The 19,511-nt window shown below is 39.6% G+C and carries 9 protein-coding genes; all 9 read right to left on the bottom strand.

Annotated features, from left to right (window positions below):
• Positions 1-25: 25 nt before the first annotated feature.
• Positions 26-553, bottom strand: a complete 528-nt coding sequence (locus AC0L3Q_RS08615; protein WP_473286196.1) for a DUF4442 domain-containing protein — start codon at positions 551-553, stop codon at positions 26-28.
• A 121-nt stretch (positions 554-674) separates the two neighbouring features.
• Positions 675-1,034, bottom strand: a complete 360-nt coding sequence (locus AC0L3Q_RS08610; RefSeq protein WP_473286195.1) for a DoxX family protein — start codon at positions 1,032-1,034, stop codon at positions 675-677.
• Between the two features lie 138 nt (positions 1,035-1,172).
• On the bottom strand, positions 1,173-2,192 hold the full coding sequence (locus tag AC0L3Q_RS08605) for a M12 family metallopeptidase (protein WP_473286194.1): 1,020 nt from the start codon (positions 2,190-2,192) through the stop codon (positions 1,173-1,175).
• 169 nt (positions 2,193-2,361) lie between these two features.
• Positions 2,362-3,666 carry a lytic polysaccharide monooxygenase gene (locus AC0L3Q_RS08600; protein WP_473286193.1) on the bottom strand — a complete coding sequence of 435 codons (1,305 nt, stop codon included), beginning with the start codon at positions 3,664-3,666 and terminating at the stop codon, positions 2,362-2,364.
• A gap of 84 nt (positions 3,667-3,750) precedes the next feature.
• Positions 3,751-5,448 carry a carbohydrate-binding protein gene (locus tag AC0L3Q_RS08595; RefSeq protein WP_473286192.1) on the bottom strand — a complete coding sequence of 566 codons (1,698 nt, stop codon included), beginning with the start codon at positions 5,446-5,448 and terminating at the stop codon, positions 3,751-3,753.
• A gap of 28 nt (positions 5,449-5,476) precedes the next feature.
• Positions 5,477-9,109: a cellulase family glycosylhydrolase gene (locus tag AC0L3Q_RS08590; RefSeq protein ID WP_473286191.1), complete on the bottom strand. Its 3,633-nt coding sequence runs from the start codon at positions 9,107-9,109 to the stop codon at positions 5,477-5,479.
• A gap of 103 nt (positions 9,110-9,212) precedes the next feature.
• Complete coding sequence (locus tag AC0L3Q_RS08585; protein WP_473286190.1) at positions 9,213-15,080, bottom strand: glycosyl hydrolase family 18 protein; 5,868 nt, start codon at positions 15,078-15,080, stop codon at positions 9,213-9,215.
• 180 nt (positions 15,081-15,260) lie between these two features.
• Positions 15,261-17,306: a beta-N-acetylhexosaminidase gene (locus AC0L3Q_RS08580; protein ID WP_473286189.1), complete on the bottom strand. Its 2,046-nt coding sequence runs from the start codon at positions 17,304-17,306 to the stop codon at positions 15,261-15,263.
• A 9-nt stretch (positions 17,307-17,315) separates the two neighbouring features.
• On the bottom strand, positions 17,316-19,283 hold the full coding sequence (gene nagB / locus AC0L3Q_RS08575) for a glucosamine-6-phosphate deaminase (RefSeq protein WP_473286188.1): 1,968 nt from the start codon (positions 19,281-19,283) through the stop codon (positions 17,316-17,318).
• Positions 19,284-19,511 lie beyond the last annotated feature (228 nt).

The raw sequence follows: 19,511 nt of genomic DNA, 5'->3' as shown, positions 1-19,511 counted from the left end.
AATAAAAAGTCAATTGCAGCTATTGTTAGCGCTGTTGGGCTTGCTTTCGTTTTTCTTTATAAAAGGCCTTATCCGCTATGTAAATGATCTTTCGAACTTCACAAAAGGTTTTATTGTTGTCCTTATTGGTGAGATAAGTTATTTTTTCGATCTCGATCTCTTTTTCCTGCTGTACTCTACGAGTAATATCATTGAGTTCCTCTACTGTATAAGTAAAGTCTGCATACAAATGCTCTTTGGCTGGTCGTTTAAAAAATACTTGAGCAGATTTGTCCCACACCACATAATCATCTCCAATCAGATTCATTAATTGCACCATAGGAATAGGATCTACTGCTGAGAACATACTGCCTCCAAAAATAGAGCTCACATAGTTTTTGTTTTTGTAACTGATCTTAATACGTATCCGAATATGCAACAGATCTTTTGATGCCTGAATTACACGACCAGTACTACGCCGATACATGGGTGATAAATTGAATCCGTATTTAAAAAGGACATCTTTCCCTAAATATTTGGTGCCTACAGCAGCTATTTTTTGGTAAATGGACATTACACCTTGTTTTTGTAATTTTTCTCAGTCCACAAAACTAGGAATTGCTGGGCAAATTCCGATATATTATTTTGAGAAGCGTTCGTTTTATTTGATAAATCAATCTGATTCTTTTTAAAGCTTAACGAGTAGGTAATAGTTTGTGTAAATATATATTTGATGTGATCAATACAACAATAAATACGAGGTTGATCACTGTAATCCCCCAACCATCTTTATGAGCAATATGAGCTACAATCGCGGTGACAAAAAATAGTCCTATCCCGGCATACCCCCATTCTTTAACTTGAACAGGTACTTGTGGAACCAGTAATACGACTACCGCCAGAATTTTTAGAACAGCTAATTGTATTCTAAAAAAATCAGGAAAACCCAGAGATTTAACTCCTTCGATCATTTCTTTATTGGTCAAATAAGCAATAGCACTCCACAACAAAATTGCTGATAACAATAAGGTTGATGTCCAATAGATTACTTTCATAAATAACGGTCTAAACCTAAATTAAACAATCACGAGTAAGATCCTGATTAAAGTAACTAAAAAAACATTCTAAAAAAAGAAATCCCCAGATTCTTAAAGATCCTGGGGACAACTCAATGACGATTGTTAAACGTATGCTTAACTTATATAATACCAGGTGGTACCTCTTAATTCTACACGTCTCCAACGACTTTGACTACGATCGTAATACCACCATTGGTCGTTCCAACGGTATACACGAACTCCGTGGATCGTATAGTAATTTCCGTTTTCGTACTCTTCTCCTCCTCCATCGGCTGGATACATTTTATTGATCCCGGCTAGATCTCCTGCCGATAATCCATTACGTTGTGTACTATACCCACTTCCGTCTTTTTTGGTGATCGTACGTTGTCCATTTTTAGAAAATGATCTTGAGCTATACATCATGATCGATCCAAAATCCAGGCTGTTTGTGTATTCATCCCCATCACGTCCTCGTTGTACATAGGTTTGAAAATTGTGTTCTTTACCAGATTGGATGTTTTGCCATTGTATGGTGATCCAGTCGTCTCGATCTGCTCTACTTTGTTCATGCCATAATCCTACAGCATGACCAATCTCATGGATCGTACTCCCGGTAGAGCAACCATCTGCTAGATTAATATTCTGTCGCCCTCCAATCATTCCTACGCTTGAAGAACATCCTGATCCTTTTCTAAATCGTATGTAGTTGGATTGATTGGTACGGCGTACAAAAGTTAAAGCAGTATTAGCTTCCCAATGAGCTATGGCATCAGTAACTCGGTACTGCTTAGGCAAACCTGAATCAATAGTGTAATATACCGTATTATTGGGCCAACGCCCTCCGGTTCTACCCACACTTTTGTTGGCTCCACTTTCCCCAGGTTCAAAAACAAGTCTTTCTGGATCTCGGGTTAACATGTCTTTTTCGAAAATGATGTCTCCCTCCATAATAAACTGTCCATTGATTTCCTCGATGGCCAGTTTCTCTCCGGCATAGTACATTTCACTTACTTTACCTGTTTCATCAGGAAAAGCTACTTCTACGGTTTCTTCTTTTGACGATTGATTGAGAATCGTATCATCAAAGGTCTCATGGGTACATGCAGTAACCAAAAGCCCTAAAAACAATGACTTTGCGATTGTCTTTTTCATAATAGTTGAGTTTGTATTAGGTTTAGATATAAATTGGTTTTGGTGTGGTCGTTTGGTTTTTGACCTCCCAAAAGTACGTTCTACATTGCTTATTTACTGGTACTAAACTAGTATCCGAAGGCATTGATTTAGTATTCGACAAATCACGCTTCCATTTACCCATTTCATACTATCTAACAATGATTTTATGGCTTGTAAAAGCTCCATTTTGATCCTCTAAAACACATAAATAAATTCCTGGAGCCAAGCTTTTCGTATCAAAAGAATGCAGGTGTATCTCTGGTGTTTTAGGTTCATTTTCAAATACGGTTAACACTTTTTGATTGGATAAACTTCGTATCGTCATGGTTAACTTCCTGGGCATATCTACTTGGTATGTTACTTCCGAAACATTTCCAAATGCATTCGAAACGCTTTTAATTTCAAACGTTTGCTTGAAACTATTACGAGTAGTACCGGTGCAGTCTCCCATATTTTTCCATACATCCCACTGACCTGAATTGACTTCCGGATTATCTCCTTGGGTCCACCATTTTGCCTGGTACGTCACTCCATTGTATGCCACTTGATCACCACCTATATAAATTGTTGTAGGCAGCCAAGTAGTCAAACCATCACATTCATCACTTCCAGCACCTTCACAATTCCCTACAGAAGTATAAACCAGTTGCTCACAATTCACTGTAAATTCACTAATTAGATGGTTAGAAAGATCTTTTGACTGCCATTGGCTACCTACTGTAGTGTTCGTATCATATACATTGCCAGCAGTGGCTGTTCCCATAAGAGTACTATCTTGAAAATACTGAAGTGTGCAATCGGTGGTGTTACTAAAAGTAACAGCTATCGAATCTCCTGTATTACATCCGGTTGAACCATCAACCATGATATCGCTTACCGAATAAAATGCTTCGTGACTTTCGTTATAGTCCCGTTGCCAAACACTTACCAGAGCAGCTCGTTTGCCAGCATAAGAATCGGGAATAAAAGATCTAATCGTAGTAAATGCTGCTGCTGGGCTTTGACCAACATGACCAATTTCTAACAAGTCATTCCAGTGTAATGGTTGCGTAGGGTCCCAATCCAAAGGAGTAATATACACCTTATAATATTGTGTTTTATGCGGTGCTGTATTTTGCCATTGCACATCTATATATCCATGATTAACTGTTGTTGCGGGCCAGGCATTCGTTAACGCATCCAGGCAACTAAAATCTATTGCGCTACCATTACCTCCGCTGGCAATTTGACCATCCGGCACAAAATCCTGGTGTCTACCAAAATTAGTATCCGGTTGTAGAACTCCCATCCAATTATAGACTGCATTGCCACAAGGTTGACATATACTAGTTGTTGGATTGTTGTAACAATTGTAAATTCGACTAGGGGGCCAAATGACGGTCCCGTGCGAAAAAGTAAGTTGAGAAAAACTCAATAAAAACAGAAAAAATGAGCACAGTTTAATTTTTTTCATAATATCAAAATTTAGATTAGTATTATTTTAAAAAGTGCTAGGGGTAGCAAAGGCCCAGGCAGGCCTTACATGTATTCTTTTGGTTTATTGTTTTGTAAAACGTTTGGTTTTACCGGTTTTAAAGTCTTTTACTACATACATTCCTGAAGGCAATTCATGCACATCTATAATCAAAGAGGTATCATCCGCCTTCGTTTTAGTGGTTAGCAGTAGATCTCCATCTAGGTTATAAATACCAAGAGAAGTTTGGGCTTTTGCACCTTCCAATCGAATTTCATGCGTAGCAGGAACAGGGTAAATGATTAAGTGTTCTTCTTTGCTCGGATCTAATTTTAACTTGGAAGTAAGTGTATTGGTCGTAGATCGTATCTCGAGCCAATTGATATTCCATCCTCCCGAAAGAGCTTTTATCGCTATTTGCTGAACTCCTTGTTCTAAGTTGACCATATGCGTTATAGTGGTCCAGTTTTGCCAGTCTCCTGTATTAGGAATATCTAGGGTGCCATAAACAGGTGCTCCACCTGCCTTTTCAAATTGAAGTCTCCCTCCAGTATTGGGACTCGCCACCCGATATTCAACAGAATAACTTCCTGTTCTTGGAATAGTTACATCCCAAACCAACCAGTCATTAGCATCAATCCAACCTACATTAAGCCCGCCTTCAGAGCAAGGTTCTGTTTGAGTTCCAGACTGTACGACACTGTTTTCTGCTTCGATACGTGTAGACCAAGAAGGTTGAATTTTGGACACGATTGCCGAACTCATAATATCATTAAACCCTTCATTTACTAAGCAGTTATCATCACTTGTTTTTAGTAAAGATGTTCCTGTAAAATTATCATGTTCATACATGGTAATCTGATATCCATCCTGAACGCGAACTGAAGAAATATCATTATCCACCAACCCAAGTGCCTGCAGTTGATTCATAGAGTAGCTACCTTCATTTAGAGGTACGCTATAGCCTCCGTAATCACAATGCTGAAAAAGATTTACAAGTCCTGAAGGCGCATTCGTTTGTTGATACACTCGAACATAATCTACTAACATCCTTCCAGGAAAAGCAGTATTATCCACCGCAAATCCAGGCCAATTTCCTCCTATCGCCATATTGAGTAAAATGAAAAAATTGTCATGAAACTCCGAAGTTCCATTTACTCCGTTGGCAATACTAGCTTCGTGATACAGGATGTTATCCACATACCATTTGATAGCATTGGCATCCCATTCTATGGTATACACATGAAAATCCGTAACATTGCCTACAGGAGTAGCCCCACTATAATTAGCATATAGATTATTATGATCCTGCCAATGGATGGTTCCGTGAGTTTGTGTTTCGGTATTTACATGCTCCATAATATCTATTTCTCCGCAAGCTGGCCAGCCTATTGATGAAATATTATCGCCCAACATCCAAAATGCAGGCCAGGAACCCGTAAATGAAGGCATTGCAATACGAGCTTCAACCTTCCCGTACTTCCAGGATTTTCTTCCCTGGGTTTTCATTCTTGCCGAGGTATAATTGTAACCTCCTACAGATTCTTGCCGGGCCGTTATGACCAGATTGCCATTTTCAACAGTAGCATTTTGCTGTTGATAATACTGAAGTTCATTATTACCCCATCCAGAACTTCCATTTCCGGTTTCGAAAACCCAGTCTGTACTTATTCCATTTGTAAATTCGTCTTGCCAAACCAAAGTCCAGTTTTGTGCAATTGACAAATGGCAGCATAAGGATGTAAATAAAAGCAGGATCGTTTGTGTTTTGATCGTTTTCATAATTGTTAGTTTTAAGAGTTACTTACTATTATTCCTTGATCAATCTTCCTGTATACCTTTTGTCGTTTACCCTACTCTTATAAAAATACATTCCAGGAGCTACATGTTCCAAATCTATTCTCACTGATGTATTTACCTTCTTATTGGTAAAATCATCTTTGTGATATACTTTCATCCCGACCATATTGTAGATCTCAATGCTGAAATTATGAATTGGTGTATCTAGAGTGAAGTGTACATATCTTTGTATTGGATTCGGAAATATGCTAAGCTCCTCGGTACTAACTTTTAGCGATGTAGCTACTTCATTACTTCGACTTTCTAATCCATCGAGATAGGCTCTTACTGTATTTGAAAAGTTTTTATTTTCGAACGCATCCCAATTGATAGACCAACTCATTACACCTCGCAACGCCGGATAGGTTTGTGTAAGATTGTATTGCCCTCCAAATCCATTTCCTTTGATCAGGTAATCAAGAGCTGTAATTACACCTTGTGCTCCTGTGTGACCATTCCCAGCATTTACTGTTGACGGAACTCCAATCAAAATCTGATCAGGTCTTAAGGCTGGGAAGAACTTACTTTGATCTCTGGTTATTGGAAAACCTTTCAGTAACATATCCACCAAAGACACATAGAAATCTGAATTCCCCATACCATAAAACTGATCGTCCAATGCCGTTATCGAACCAGAATTATAATACTGTACCTGTAAAAAGGTAAGCTTATCACGCAACGCATGAATTAACGGCAAATATGCTCCTGCTCTGCGATCTGCTCCTGCAGAAATTCCTCCATAGAAAGAATATCCTAACTGTACAAAAAAGGTCTCTGGTGCCATCGTAAGGATAAAATCGTCTCCAAAATGGTTGCATACATCTCTCACCGCATTTATGGTATTCACGATTACCGGAGTGGTGGGATTTTCAAAATCGGTATCTCCCAGATTAAACGAAAGAGATTGTCCTTCAAAATCAATATCCATCCCATCGAATCCGTATTCTTCAATAATCGAAATCATGGAGGTAATGAACTTGTCTCTTGCTGAGGTGGTATTCAACTGTACTTGTCCTTCAGCACCACCGATAGAGATGATTACTTTTTTACCCTGACTTTGTAACCATTGAATATCGGACTTAAATTCATTAACATCATAATTAATAGTCCCAAAAACAGGGTCCAGCTCGAAGCCTATTTCACCATCGGTTGGAGAAATTTTAGACACCGCAAAGGATACATTGATTACATCCCAAGCAGGAGAGACATCTCGTAATTTGATTAACCCAGATCCATTTTGAAAATTATGCCAATATCCATTCAAAATTCTGGCTGGTAATCCTGTGGTAGGTGGCGGAGTTACAGTACCTACTGTGATAGTTACCGCTGCAGATTCAGTGGTTGCATTATCGTTATCGGTTGCTTTAGCTGTTAAGGTATAAGTTCCCGTAGTGGCATTAGTCCAAATCGACTCATAAGGTGCTGTGGAATCTTCTCCTATTTTTATACCGTTTCTAAAAAACTCTACCAAACTAATTGTTCCATCTGTATCTGAAGCTGAAGCCGTAATGTTAATCGTGCTTCCCGCGACAAAAGATTGCCCGGTATTAGGCTGTGTAATAGTCACGGTAGGGACTTCATTTCCATCGGGTGGATTACCCCCTCCACATTCACCAATCAAAGTCCAGGCGTCTTGCCAATAGGTTCCTTCTCCTGGTGCATAGGCCCATGCGGCTCCATTACACCATCCCGAAAACGGATACGGTTTACATTCATATGTATTTCCATTATTTTGAACCACACTACCTGCAACATAACCTCCATTTTCAGCATATTGTGGATCAGTACAGGTCGTACCTCCAGTATTGTTTTCTACGGAAATAGTAACAGCAGAAGATGTACTACTGGCATTATCATTATCGATAACTATTGCCGAAATTGAATGACTTCCCGTAGTTGATACCCAACTAGCATCGAAAGGAGCCGAAGTATCCTCTGAGATCTTATTTCCATCCACAAAAAACTCTACACGGGTTACACTACCATCTGCATCGGATGCATTTGCAGAAATAGTTACGGTTTGTCCTGCTGTATATGTCTCTCCTTGTTGGGGTGCGGTAATCGTGACAATCGGCAATTGATTATCAGGGGTTGTTTCAGAAGTAAATGTAAATCGATGAATATTAAAATCACCACTATCCATAACTACCCGTATGATCTGTGGTCCTGCAGTAAGGGGAACATTAGCTGAAATAGTCTGCCAAACTTGCCACCCTCCCGTATTAGGTACAATCATAGGGCCACTAACATCTTGATTGTTGACTTCCAAATGAAACTGTTTCCCTCCGGATATAGCGGCTACACGAACTTCAAGAGCATACGTTTTTGTCTCTTGTACATCTACAGAATACTCCAACCACTCGCCAGCATTGATCCACCCCACATTATATCCTCCTTCGGAGCAGGGTTCTACATCGACCTCATCAGTACGATATGAACCTCCCTGATTTGCAAAACTAAGATCGTTGTAGGCGATACCAGAACCGCCAAGATCATAATTTTCTGCCTCTACAATTCCAGGAATTACAGCTGGAGTCCCTAAATACGGACTTTGGGTTTCTCCCGGATCACCCCCTGGAAAATCATCGGCTGGAAATTTAATTTTATCACGTATCCAATTACCAGCTTCTTTTAATCGATTGGTAGTCCATGGACCTCCAGAACATGTTCCTGCCTGCCATGCAGCTCCAGAACGGGTATCATCAGAGTAATTCCAACTGGTCCAGCTTATTTTCTTTTGACGCATCAAATCAATAAAACGCTGCGTCATAATAAAGTCATTCTGGCCATCTCCTGTAAATTCCTGACTTCCAAATTCGGTGACAAAAACAGGCAGTTGATTAGAAGCTTGATCCAAAACATTTAGATATGCATCCTGATGACTCTTTGCATAAAAATGAAATGTATACATCACATTATCAAAAGACAACGGATTATCGAGTACATCCTGTAGATTCCCTTCTCCAGACACTCCAAATGTTGCCCATCCCTGAGTACCTACCAGAACCACTGCATCGTTATCAATCCCACGAATTACCGGGATGATCTGATCTGCGTATGTTTTGATACGATTCCAGTTCACCCCAGCACCGTTGGGTTCATTGCACACATCATATATAATATTATTCTTATTCTTATGTTCGTTGGCTATATCGGCAAAAAATCTTTTAGCATTTTCGAGATTGGCATTTGGATCTCCGGGACTGAGTTGATGCCAATCAATTAGCGCATACATCCCTCTTTCTGTTGCTTCATTAATCAGTCGACTCACTTGTGTGGTAAATCCAGCCGGATCGGTTTCATATCCACCTTCCTGTACATATAAAGAAATACGAAGGATATCTGCTTCCCAATCGTATGCCAAGGCATCCAGCGAAGCTTCGGTTAAACAATCTTCCCATCCATACCATTGTATACCATGGGTACTCATTCCACGCAGTTGTACGGGTTGATTATATTGGTTACAAAGTTGTGTTCCACATACTTTTAGTTGACCATTTTGGGATACAGGGGTGTTTTGAGCGATGGTCTTTGTACTAAACAATATGCAGAACACAAGAGTAATCAAAACAATATAATTGGCTAATATATTTTGTGTTTTCATAGTTGATGTTTTAAGAGGGGAATTAGGATTCCCAAATAGAGAAAGAAAAAATCACCCGATGACAGCAATTCTAATATCATCGGGTGATCAAAAAAATGAGAGCTTAACGCTTAATAAGCTTTCCTGTGGTCTTACCTTTTGTGGTAGTAATCGTATAGAAGTATAATCCTTCTTCTAGTTGACTTACATCAAAAGTGGCTAGGTTACTTCCCTTTTGTAATTTGGTATTTTGGTATTGTAATACCTGTATACCTGTGGCATTAAAAATTTGTAGATCAAAAGTGCTGTTAGATATTTGATTATCCAATTTTAAGTTGATCACATCTCCTTTAACTGGGTTTGGAGAAAGGGTAACTTCGGTAGTTTCCTCTTCCTGAACGAGGCTTGCTCTGGTATCCAAACCATCCAGATACGCTCTGTGCGGATTAGAGAATCCGAAACCTGCTACAATATCCCAGTTGATAGACCAAGTCATCAATCCTCTGAAATTAGCATATCCAGAAGGGTTACGCAACGTATAGCGCCCTCCAAAGGATTGCCCCTTGATGATATAATCCAATGCCTTATGCACCTCTGAAGCCTCTGTATATCCACTCCCCGCCGCTGAAGGGCTTGCCGGTAATCCTATAGCAACCTGATCCGGACGCAAAGCAGGGAACTGTTGTCCACCCGCTACAGGGAATCCTTGCAGCAACATATCGGCCATGGCCACATGAAAATCTGCGTTTCCTGATCCATAACACAATCCATCTAAACCAAGCATACACCCGGTGTTGTAATGTTGCACATGAATGTAATCCATATCGTTACGAAGTGCATATATTAATGGAAGATAAGCTCCACTTGGTCCTCCATATCCACTAAATCCTCCTTGCACAAATAACGTTTCTGGAGCCATAGACAATATAAAATCAGAGTTATATTGACTCAGGATAGTTCTAAAGGCATTGATTAAATTAACCACCTTAGGAGATGTTGGGTTTTTAAAATCGGTATCTCCCGTGGCCAACGAAATTGAAGAACCTTCAAAATCAATATCCATTCCATCAAAACCATATTCGTTGAGAATACTGATCATCGAATTACTGAAAGCTTGAGCATCTGCTGGGCTATCTACATCTACAGCTCCGGTGGCACCACCCATAGAGATTAATACCTTCTTACCTCGACTTTGCAATAAAGCAACATCATTCTTAAACTCCTGAACACTTGAATAGATCGCTGGATCCGGAGTAAAAACCATTGTAGCTCCATTAGGTACCGTCGGGATGGCAAAAGATACATTGATCACATCCCATTTATCGGATACATCTCTTAGTTTTGGTATAGAAGAACCGTTGTCAAAATTATGCCAATACCCAACCAAAATTCTTCTTGGTAAATCTCCTCCTGGATTTGGTGGATTTGTAGATCCTACAGAAATATTTACCGCAGTAGCATCACCTGTAGCATTTTCATTATCAGTTGCTGTGGCAGTTAAGGTATAATTCCCTGTAGATACATTACTCCATGTATAACTATAAGGACTATTGGTATCCTCTCCTATTTTGGTGCCATTACTGAAGAACTCAACCTTGGTCACTGTACCATCACTATCTGATGCAGATGCATTAATAGTTATAGTACTTCCTGCTGTAAATGTTTGTCCGTTTGCCGGTTGTGTAATCGCAACTGTTGGTGCTTCGTTACCCGGAGGATTACCTCTATCGCATGCTCCTACCAAGGTCCAGGCATCTTCCCAATACGTTCCTTCTCCCGGAGCATAGGCCCAAGCAGCACCATTACACCATCCAGAGAATGGATATGGTTTACATTCATACAAATTACCATTGTTCTGCACCACACTACCTGCTTCGTACCCTCCATTTTCTACATATTGTGGGTCATTACACTCGCCTCCATCAGCTGGATTTCTGGTAACAGTTATCGAGTTTGAAAAATCATAATCTCCCTGTAAATCTGCAGTATTATTGTTGGCTGCAAGACCTACTAATCCATCTTCATAGCTTAAATGCCAGATCAGGCAGATCCCAGCAGGGGCTTCATCAAAATTCACATCCTCTGGAGCTGCAGGTAATCCAAGTATAGTTCCCATATCATCGGTAACCACCCATTGAGAGTTGGTTCCGCTATTTCCAGTTAAAGTAACTCCCGAAACATTATCAGCAATACCATCTCCTACTGTAAATACAAATGGCCCACCACTTATTGTTCCTCCAGAAACAGTATTTCCATCAGTATTTACTACGATGCTTATCGCAGAAGATGTGGTTGTAGCTCCCTTATCGTCAGTGGCCATTGCAGTAAGCGTATGATTGCCTTGAACTGCAGTCCAATTGCCCCCATAAGGTGCTGTTGTATCCTCTGCTATCATATTTCCATCCACGTAGAACGTCACTTTTGTGACACTACCATCACTATCTGATGCCGTTGCAGCGATATTAACAGCATTACCCACTGTAAATGTTGCTCCGGACGGAGGCGAAGTAATAGAAACTTGTGGTGCTACATTATCGGGCTGACATGGATCTCCTACTACTTGGTTAATAGCAGCCAATAAAGAGGTGTTCGGATCTGAAGTGTCGTGAGATAGCTCCCACATCATGATTCCACCAGCACGATCTAATGCCATTTGCGTTTTCGCCTTGATGGTTGGAATTCCATTATAATTATTTCCTTGAAAAGAATCACTATTCGGACTAGCGCCTTGTGCTAATAACGAAGCATAGCTCTGCGCTTGCGGGCGGCTGTAAAAAGGAACTCCCAATACTGCTTTTTCTTTTGGTAATCCTCTGCCTAACCAATAGTTTAACCCTCCTTCGGCTTGAGCCATTGTAGAGTGCTCAGGACCATCATAGGCCATAATATTTAAGAAATCTACGTCATCAAAAACACCGTTAAGCACGCCATCTGCATTCCATCCGGAAACCACAACTGCAGCAGTCAATAGTTTTCCACGACTATGCATAGCCTGACCTAATTCTTGCATTAACAATTCGAAGTGTTGTGGTTCATTCCCTTCTCGAGGATATTCCCAATCCATATCAACTCCGTCAAGATTATATTGATTTACAAAGTTGACCAGATTATTTATAAAAGCTGTTCTTGTCGTTGGATTTGCTGCCAATGTAGTAAATGGAGCATCATTACCATCCATCCATCCTCCCACAGCAATCAATACTTTTACACCTTGCGCATGCCCCAAAGTAACGATTTCTTGCATTTTTGCAGCATTTTCGAGCGGTCGTAAACTACCATCACTATTCGGCAGTAGGAAAGAATAGTTAATATGGGTTAATTTATCATATTGAATTCCGTTTGCGGCTCCCTGCCAGCTAGGCATATATCCAACAACTTTAAAACTACTATTACCGCAACCTCCATCAGCATTTACCGAAATGGATACAGCAGATGAAGTAGTTGATAAATTAGCATTGTCTGTAGCAATAGCAGTGATGCTATGACTTCCCAGAGTACTATTCCAGTTTGTGGTATATGGTGCAGTAGTATCTTCGGCAATCAAATTTCCATCCACGTAGAATGCTACCTTAGTGATATTCCCATCCGCATCTGATGCATTTGCATTTATTGTTACTGTACTACCTTCGGTAAACGTTTGTCCGCTTGAAGGTGAGGTGATGGATACCTGTGGGGCCGCTTGACCATCTCCACAAGGACCTATCAGTTTCCAAACATTTTCGCGATTCGTTACGGGGTCATTATTTTGTGTCCACCACTTGGCTTCGTACTCATTTCCTTGATAAGACACTCTATCCCCTCCTGTGTACACTTGACCAGGAACATATGCGGGTACAGAACAATTGTCTCCTCCGGTAACCGTAATAGTAACTCCTACCTGGCTTGTTCCGTTTCTATTATCTGTCGCTCTTACTTGTATCGTATGACTTCCTGAAGAAGCTCCTGTCCAGTCATAACTATATGGTGCTGTAGTATCTTCTCCCAAGAGCACATTTCCATCATAAAATTCTACCTTGGTTATGGTTCCATCAGCATCTGAAGCATTAGCAGTAATACCAATAGTAGCTCCAGATGCAAATGAAGTTCCTTCCTGAGGAGCAGTAATAGCTACTTGAGGTAGTTGATTTTCTACGTCGATATCACCAACAATAACAGATACGGTTGCTGTTGCACTCGCTCCGTCATTATCATAAGCTTTTGCGATTATCGAATTAGGTCCCAGTGGTGCGTTCTGCCATGTATAGGCATATGGAGCAGACGAATCTTCTCCTAGCAAAACTGTACCTGCATAGAACTCTACTTTAGTAATACTACCATCAATGTCATTGGCATCAGCTGTTATTGCAATATCATCTCCAGCAGAAAACTCGGTATTGTTGGCTGGAGATGTTATAGATACCGTAGGATTAATATTTCCTCCACCAGTAGCAAAAACTTCATTTACCTTATTCACTAAAGGTGATTTTACATTTGACCATCGTTTTAGCTTATTTCCAAAGGATTGGGCTGTACCTGATATTTCGAGGTCTCCAAAAACAGTCCATACGATAGTTCCTCCAAGGTTATTCTCGTTGATATATTGTGCCTTAATTCCTATAGACTCTTCATCATCATAACTCAAAAAGAAATTTCCTTTGGTCATATAAGGTACTTTGGCCTGATCGTCCCATTGTCGGGTCCATCCACTACCTGCTCCAGTTTTTTGTTTGATAAAAAAGTGGTTTGGTGTTCCATCATACACATCCAAAGGCCAGTTGGTATAATCTGCAGATGTACTTACTGGTCCATCAGGTTGTATCGTTACATTTCTTTTAGAAGTAGGTGCGTTGAGAGCAGCTGTACCTTCGGTAACCACTCCTCTACCATAAAAAGGAATCCCAAAATTGATTTTAGTCGATGGAACTCCCAAAGAAAGTAGTTTGTTAAGTGTAGATTGCCAATTGAAATCTGGCGCTTCGGCTCCATCATATGGATAGATAGGTGCATTATGTCCTGCAATATTTGACCATCCTCCGTTAAAATCATAGGTCATCATATTAAAGTAATCCATACTGTTCACTAACTGAGGCCAGTTGAATCCATCCAATTTTACTGGATCTGCAGACATTGCTGCGGTGATTAATTTATCTGGGCCAATAGCAGTTCTAATCTCTTGAACCAGAGTTGCAAAATTGGCAAAATCGGCGTTGGTACCTGTAAAGTTCATCCCGGCATAAGGCCCTGGATATTCCCAATCCAAATCGATACCATCAAAGCCCATATTGATTAGCTTTTTGCAGTCTTCGATAAAGCGAGCTCGTTTTACCGGATCTGCTGCCATTTCAGGAAAATGTTTACACATACTCCAGCCTCCTATGGAAGCCATCACTTTTACCCCATTGTCATGAGCAAGTTCTAGGAGTCCTTTGGCTCCGCTACCTTCTTTTGGTAATGGAAGTGGTAATACCCCGCTTAATCCCCATTCGGGATGTGTCCATGTATTTCCGCCAACCTCTACCTGAAAACCTAAAGCTTCAGCGCGTTGTTTGACATCTTCGTTGATCCACTGAATGGGTTCTATTTCTCCAAAAAGAATATAGAAATCCCAACTACTATAAACATCACCATATAGTAGATCTCCTGGTTGCTGTACTTGCCCCTCTTGATAGATCTGTTTATTTCTTAAATCTCCGCTATGCAATGACCCGTCGACTGCCACTCCAAAAAAGGAAAAATTAAGAATTGTGTATTTTGAATAATCTATATTCAATTGTGTTAAAGCACCTGCGGAAGGTACTCCCGCACTAGCGGCTTTCCAAGCATCCCAATTGGTAATATATCCAATGATTTGCTTGTTGTGATTAGATGTAGTTGCACTTCCTCCAGTATTCACTTGTGCCTGGCACAAGTCACCGATAAGAAGTACGCTAATAATCGCTAAAAAGTTGAAAACTCGGATTGATTTTTTGGGTATAATCCCCTCTAACCAGTCCCAAAGATTGATTGGTTTCATGAGTTAAAGATTTGTGTTTGTATTAAGTCTTTATAAAAATATTAACACTGATACTCAATGTGTAATTTTTTATACGGAGGGAGTCAAATAATAGCTAAACAGCCTTATTTTTATCACTAATAGCATGTACATCAAAAATTCAACAAAACCGGAAGAAACTGGTTAATATCGTATTAAGTATTACAATTCATTTTTCTTTAAATGCTCAAACAATTTCATAAAAGCGTCATAAGTCACGATCTCGACATCCGCTCGAGGCTCTTTGACGATGTTCATTAAGGAAGAGAAATCATTTGCGTCTACTTTGGATACCCCTTCTTGTTTTAGAATTTTCAGGAAAAAAGCTGAAACATCTTTTAGCGCTGACGATAATTTCAATACTTCTGAAACCAAAGGCGTTTCTCCTTGCAGAACGAGTAGTTCTTCGTGATTTCCTATCCATTGATGAAACATAGATTCTAAAGGTTTTTGAGCTACTTCAGCATTTGTAATAAAGGCATTCACCAGTTGATTAAATTGATAAGCATCCAGAGCATCTGTAGTACAAGCATCTGCAAATAATGTAAAGGGCGAATACGATTTGTACTCCGTTCCTCCCTTATTGCGGCTGTATTTTTGTAAAGGTTGACAGACTTTGGTTAATTTCTGAAGTGCATCTATTTGATATCCATTGGAGATATTTCTTAGGATCACATTTTGATTTTTAAGATGAGTGAGTCCAAGTTCTTCTAGTCGAAAACTGATCATAGTAAGTCGTTTTCTCATGTGTTGAATATCTGTAACCGTAGCAGGTGACCAAAACCGTTCGGCTATTGCTGCAGTTCTTGGCCAGATCCTGGAATCGATAGTAAGCGGTGTTACTAATTCTCCCCACATGGTAACTTCTCCTCCTAAAATTTTCTTTTGCTCCTCTTTTGTTAAGCTGAAGGATTTGGGCAGCGGATCTACTAAATAATGGTTATCTACATCATGCATACGATCGATATAATACCCAGTAGATAAAATAGAATAATGTCCTTTTTGTGCCGCTTTAGCCAATGACTCACCTGGTTGTAGCCCTTCCTCTACGCCTCTCCATGAATGAATTAATGCAGTTGTTGGCATTTGTGGAGTCATAATCTCTTCCCATCCTACTAACTTTTTACCTAGTTTTTCTAAGATCTTTTGTAATCTGAGATTGAAATGGGTTTGTAAATCGTGATTTGATTGAAAACCGTGTTCCTTTTTGAAAGCTATGATTTCAGGGTTTTCGTCCCAGTGCTTCCCTTCATTTTCATCACCTCCAATATGAACATAAGGATCAGGAAATAGTTCTGCTATTTCGGTAAATACATCTTCCAGGATTTGATATGTCTTCTCGTTGGTAGGATCCAAAGTAGGGTCAAAAATACCAGCATAACGTTCGATAGTATAAGTATCTTTTTTACTTCCCAACTCAGGATATGCGGTAAGCAACGCAGATGCATGCCCGGGAACATCTATTTCTGGTATTACCTTAATCCCTCTCTCTGCAGCATATTGAATGATCTCTTTTATTTCCTGATGTGTGTAGTACTCTCCGTCAGAACCAAGTTCATGCAATTTCGGGTGTCGTTTTGATTCCAATCTAAACCCTTGATCATCTGTTAAATGCCAATGAAAAACATTGAGTTTAACAGCTGCCATGGCATCAAGGTTTCGTTTTAACACGTCCAAAGGTTGATAGTGTCTAGCTACATCGATCATCAAACCACGCCAAGGAAACCTTGGTGCATCTTCAATATTCAATGCAGGAATATAAAAATAGTTAGCACTGGGGGTTACTAATTGCAACAAGGTTTCCAGGCCTCTTAGAGCACCAATATCAGTTATCGATTTGAGATAAATAGTCTTATCTGTTATTTGCAGCGAATATGACTCATCATCAAAGTTTTGTAAACTTCCCTCTCGTTCAACTTCAATAATAAATGATGGAATATTTTTTGCTTTTTGTGGGAAGCCTTCTTCAAAAAACACCCCTGTTCTTCCACTTAATCGTCTTAAAAAACGAGTAGCTCCATTATGCAATCGTTTAGAAGACACATTTTGAATAAAAAGGGTAAAATCTTCTTTTATTACATAACTTCCTGCACCTTGACGGATTTCTTTTGGCCAAGGCATTAAATTATATGAATACTGATCCGTTGTTTGTGCTGTAACTAATTGCATTGTCCCAAGTATTAGGGCGATCCAATATATTTTTTTCATTAACTTCTTTTAAAAATGATATCGTTTAAAAGCCTCTATGGCTTCGTATTCTGCTAAACCTAGTTTGTGATATTTTTCTGCTGTTTGTTGATTTCGTTCTTCTGCTCTTACCCAAAATTCTCTAGAGTCATCTCCTTGAAACATCACTCCATCCTTTTGAGACTGGTGAAAAAATATGGCCTTGCGTTTCTTTAGTACCTCATCTGGGCTTAAGGGAACGGCCATTTCTATATCATGAATATCCCATTCCTGCCAAGCTCCTCGGTATAGCCATACCCAACAATCCTTCATATATTCTTCTTCTCTCAAATCATTTAGCACTTCAAACAACACATCCAAACATACTTTATGTGTCCCATGAGGATCTGCCAGGTCACCAGCGGCATAAATTTGATGGGGTTTGACTTTTTTGATTAGGTCGGTTAATCGTTTTTTATCCTCTGGTCCGTACGGGTTTTTCTTTACCGTTCCGGTTTCGTAAAAAGGAAGATCAAGAAAATGCACATATGCATCTGGCAAGCCCAAAAACCGTGTCGCTCCATAAGATTCTCCTCTACGGATCAGTCCTTTTAAAGATCTCGTTGATTCAGAATCTATAATCCGTTCCTGTTTCTTTTTGAGTTCCAAAATGATTGAACCGATGTTTTCCTTATCAGTTGAAGGTAACATATTTTGTATCACCTCTGCATATTTTATGGCCTCTTCATCAGACACTGCAATGTTCCCTGAGGTCTGATACGCTACATGTACAATATGATCTTGTTCTATTAACCGAAGAAATGTTCCCCCCATAGAAATCACATCATCATCGGGATGAGGACTCAAGATCAACACCCTCTTTTTATGTGGAGTATTTCGCTCTGGTCTATAAGTATCGTCAGCATTTGGTTTCCCACCTGGCCATCCGGTAATGGTATGCTGTAAGGTGTTAAACATTCTGATATTTAGTTCATATGACGAGCCTTCTTCTGCCAAAAGCCCTGACATTCCATGGTCATTATAATCCTTGTCCGTTAATTTCAGAATTGGTTTTTGCACCTTTTGACTCAACCAGATAATGGCTTTATTCTTGTTTTTTTCGTTCCAACGGCAAGGGCCAACTAACCAAGGAGTTTTGATTCTTGTAAGTTCTTCTGCAGCCTCCTTATCCAGAACAAATGTGGTATTTTCATGACGCTGCAAATACGAAGCAGGTACTTCGGAAGAAACCATTCCTTCTATAGTTTCCTTTACTACCTCGGCTTTTTTATGCCCCCAAGCCATAATGACAATGCGCTTTGCTTTTTTAATGGTTCCAATACCCATCGTAATCGCTTTTTTCGGAACATTTTCGATACCAAAAAAAGCAGGAGCAGCATCAGATCGTGTAAGATGATCCAGAGTGATACTTCGAGTTACCGAATTATAATGAGATCCTGGTTCATTAAATCCAATGTGCCCGGTTCTACCGATTCCTAACAGTTGAAAATCCAATCCACCAAAGGAGTTTATTTTTAGTTCGTAATCTATACAATATTGGTGAATTTGTTCCTGTGGAATAGTCCCATCAGGGATATGAATATTTTCTGGTAAAATATCTACATGATTAAACAGGTGTTCGTGCATGAAATAGTGGTAACTCTGTACATTGCCCTTTTCCATTGGGAAATACTCATCCAGATTAAACGTAACCACATTGGCAAAACTAAGACCTTCTTCTTTATGCATTCGTACTAGTTCTTCATATACTTTTATTGGCGAAGAACCCGTTGCTAATCCTAAAACACAAGATTGTTGTTGTGCTTGCTTTTCTTTGATTAATCCTGCTATTTCTTGTGCAATAATGATAGAAGCATAATCCGAACTCTTAAAAATCACATTATGGATTTTTTCAAACCGTGTCTCTTCAAATTTTCCGGCTTCGCGATAGCTGATATCCTTGTAATAAGGTCCGTTGCTATTATTGATCGAGGAATCGTACTTTGTTTGTGTACTCATTGCGTAACTTAAGTTATGTTGTTTAATGGCTTATCGAAAATGAAACTATTACCTATATGGCTTTTATGAAAAGTTTTTCGACAGATGACATGAAAGCAATCACAAATGACAATAAAATTGCACCGGATGGTGAAGCAAAAAAATACCGATACTTCTATAGAAACTCGGTGATTGTACTAACGGGGTTCTTTCCCCATAAAAACACCTATATTCAAAATCTGGTTGTAT

Source organism: Aquimarina sp. KJ22-3 (assembly GCF_055808215.1).
The sequence above is the reverse complement of the archived record's forward strand: the minus strand, read 5'-3'. Positions and strand labels throughout refer to the sequence as shown.

Bases quoted from the DNA above. Each gene is read 5' to 3' on its own strand.
- AC0L3Q_RS08615 (WP_473286196.1), bottom strand. From the start codon at position 553: ATGTCCATTTACCAAAAAATAGCTGCTGTAGGCACCAAATATTTAGGG.
- AC0L3Q_RS08610 (WP_473286195.1), bottom strand. From the start codon at position 1,034: ATGAAAGTAATCTATTGGACATCAACCTTATTGTTATCAGCAATTTTG.
- AC0L3Q_RS08605 (WP_473286194.1), bottom strand. From the start codon at position 2,192: ATGAAAAAGACAATCGCAAAGTCATTGTTTTTAGGGCTTTTGGTTACT.
- AC0L3Q_RS08600 (WP_473286193.1), bottom strand. From the start codon at position 3,666: ATGAAAAAAATTAAACTGTGCTCATTTTTTCTGTTTTTATTGAGTTTT.
- AC0L3Q_RS08595 (WP_473286192.1), bottom strand. From the start codon at position 5,448: ATGAAAACGATCAAAACACAAACGATCCTGCTTTTATTTACATCCTTA.
- AC0L3Q_RS08590 (WP_473286191.1), bottom strand. From the start codon at position 9,109: ATGAAAACACAAAATATATTAGCCAATTATATTGTTTTGATTACTCTT.
- AC0L3Q_RS08585 (WP_473286190.1), bottom strand. From the start codon at position 15,080: ATGAAACCAATCAATCTTTGGGACTGGTTAGAGGGGATTATACCCAAA.
- AC0L3Q_RS08580 (WP_473286189.1), bottom strand. From the start codon at position 17,306: ATGAAAAAAATATATTGGATCGCCCTAATACTTGGGACAATGCAATTA.
- nagB (WP_473286188.1), bottom strand. From the start codon at position 19,283: ATGAGTACACAAACAAAGTACGATTCCTCGATCAATAATAGCAACGGA.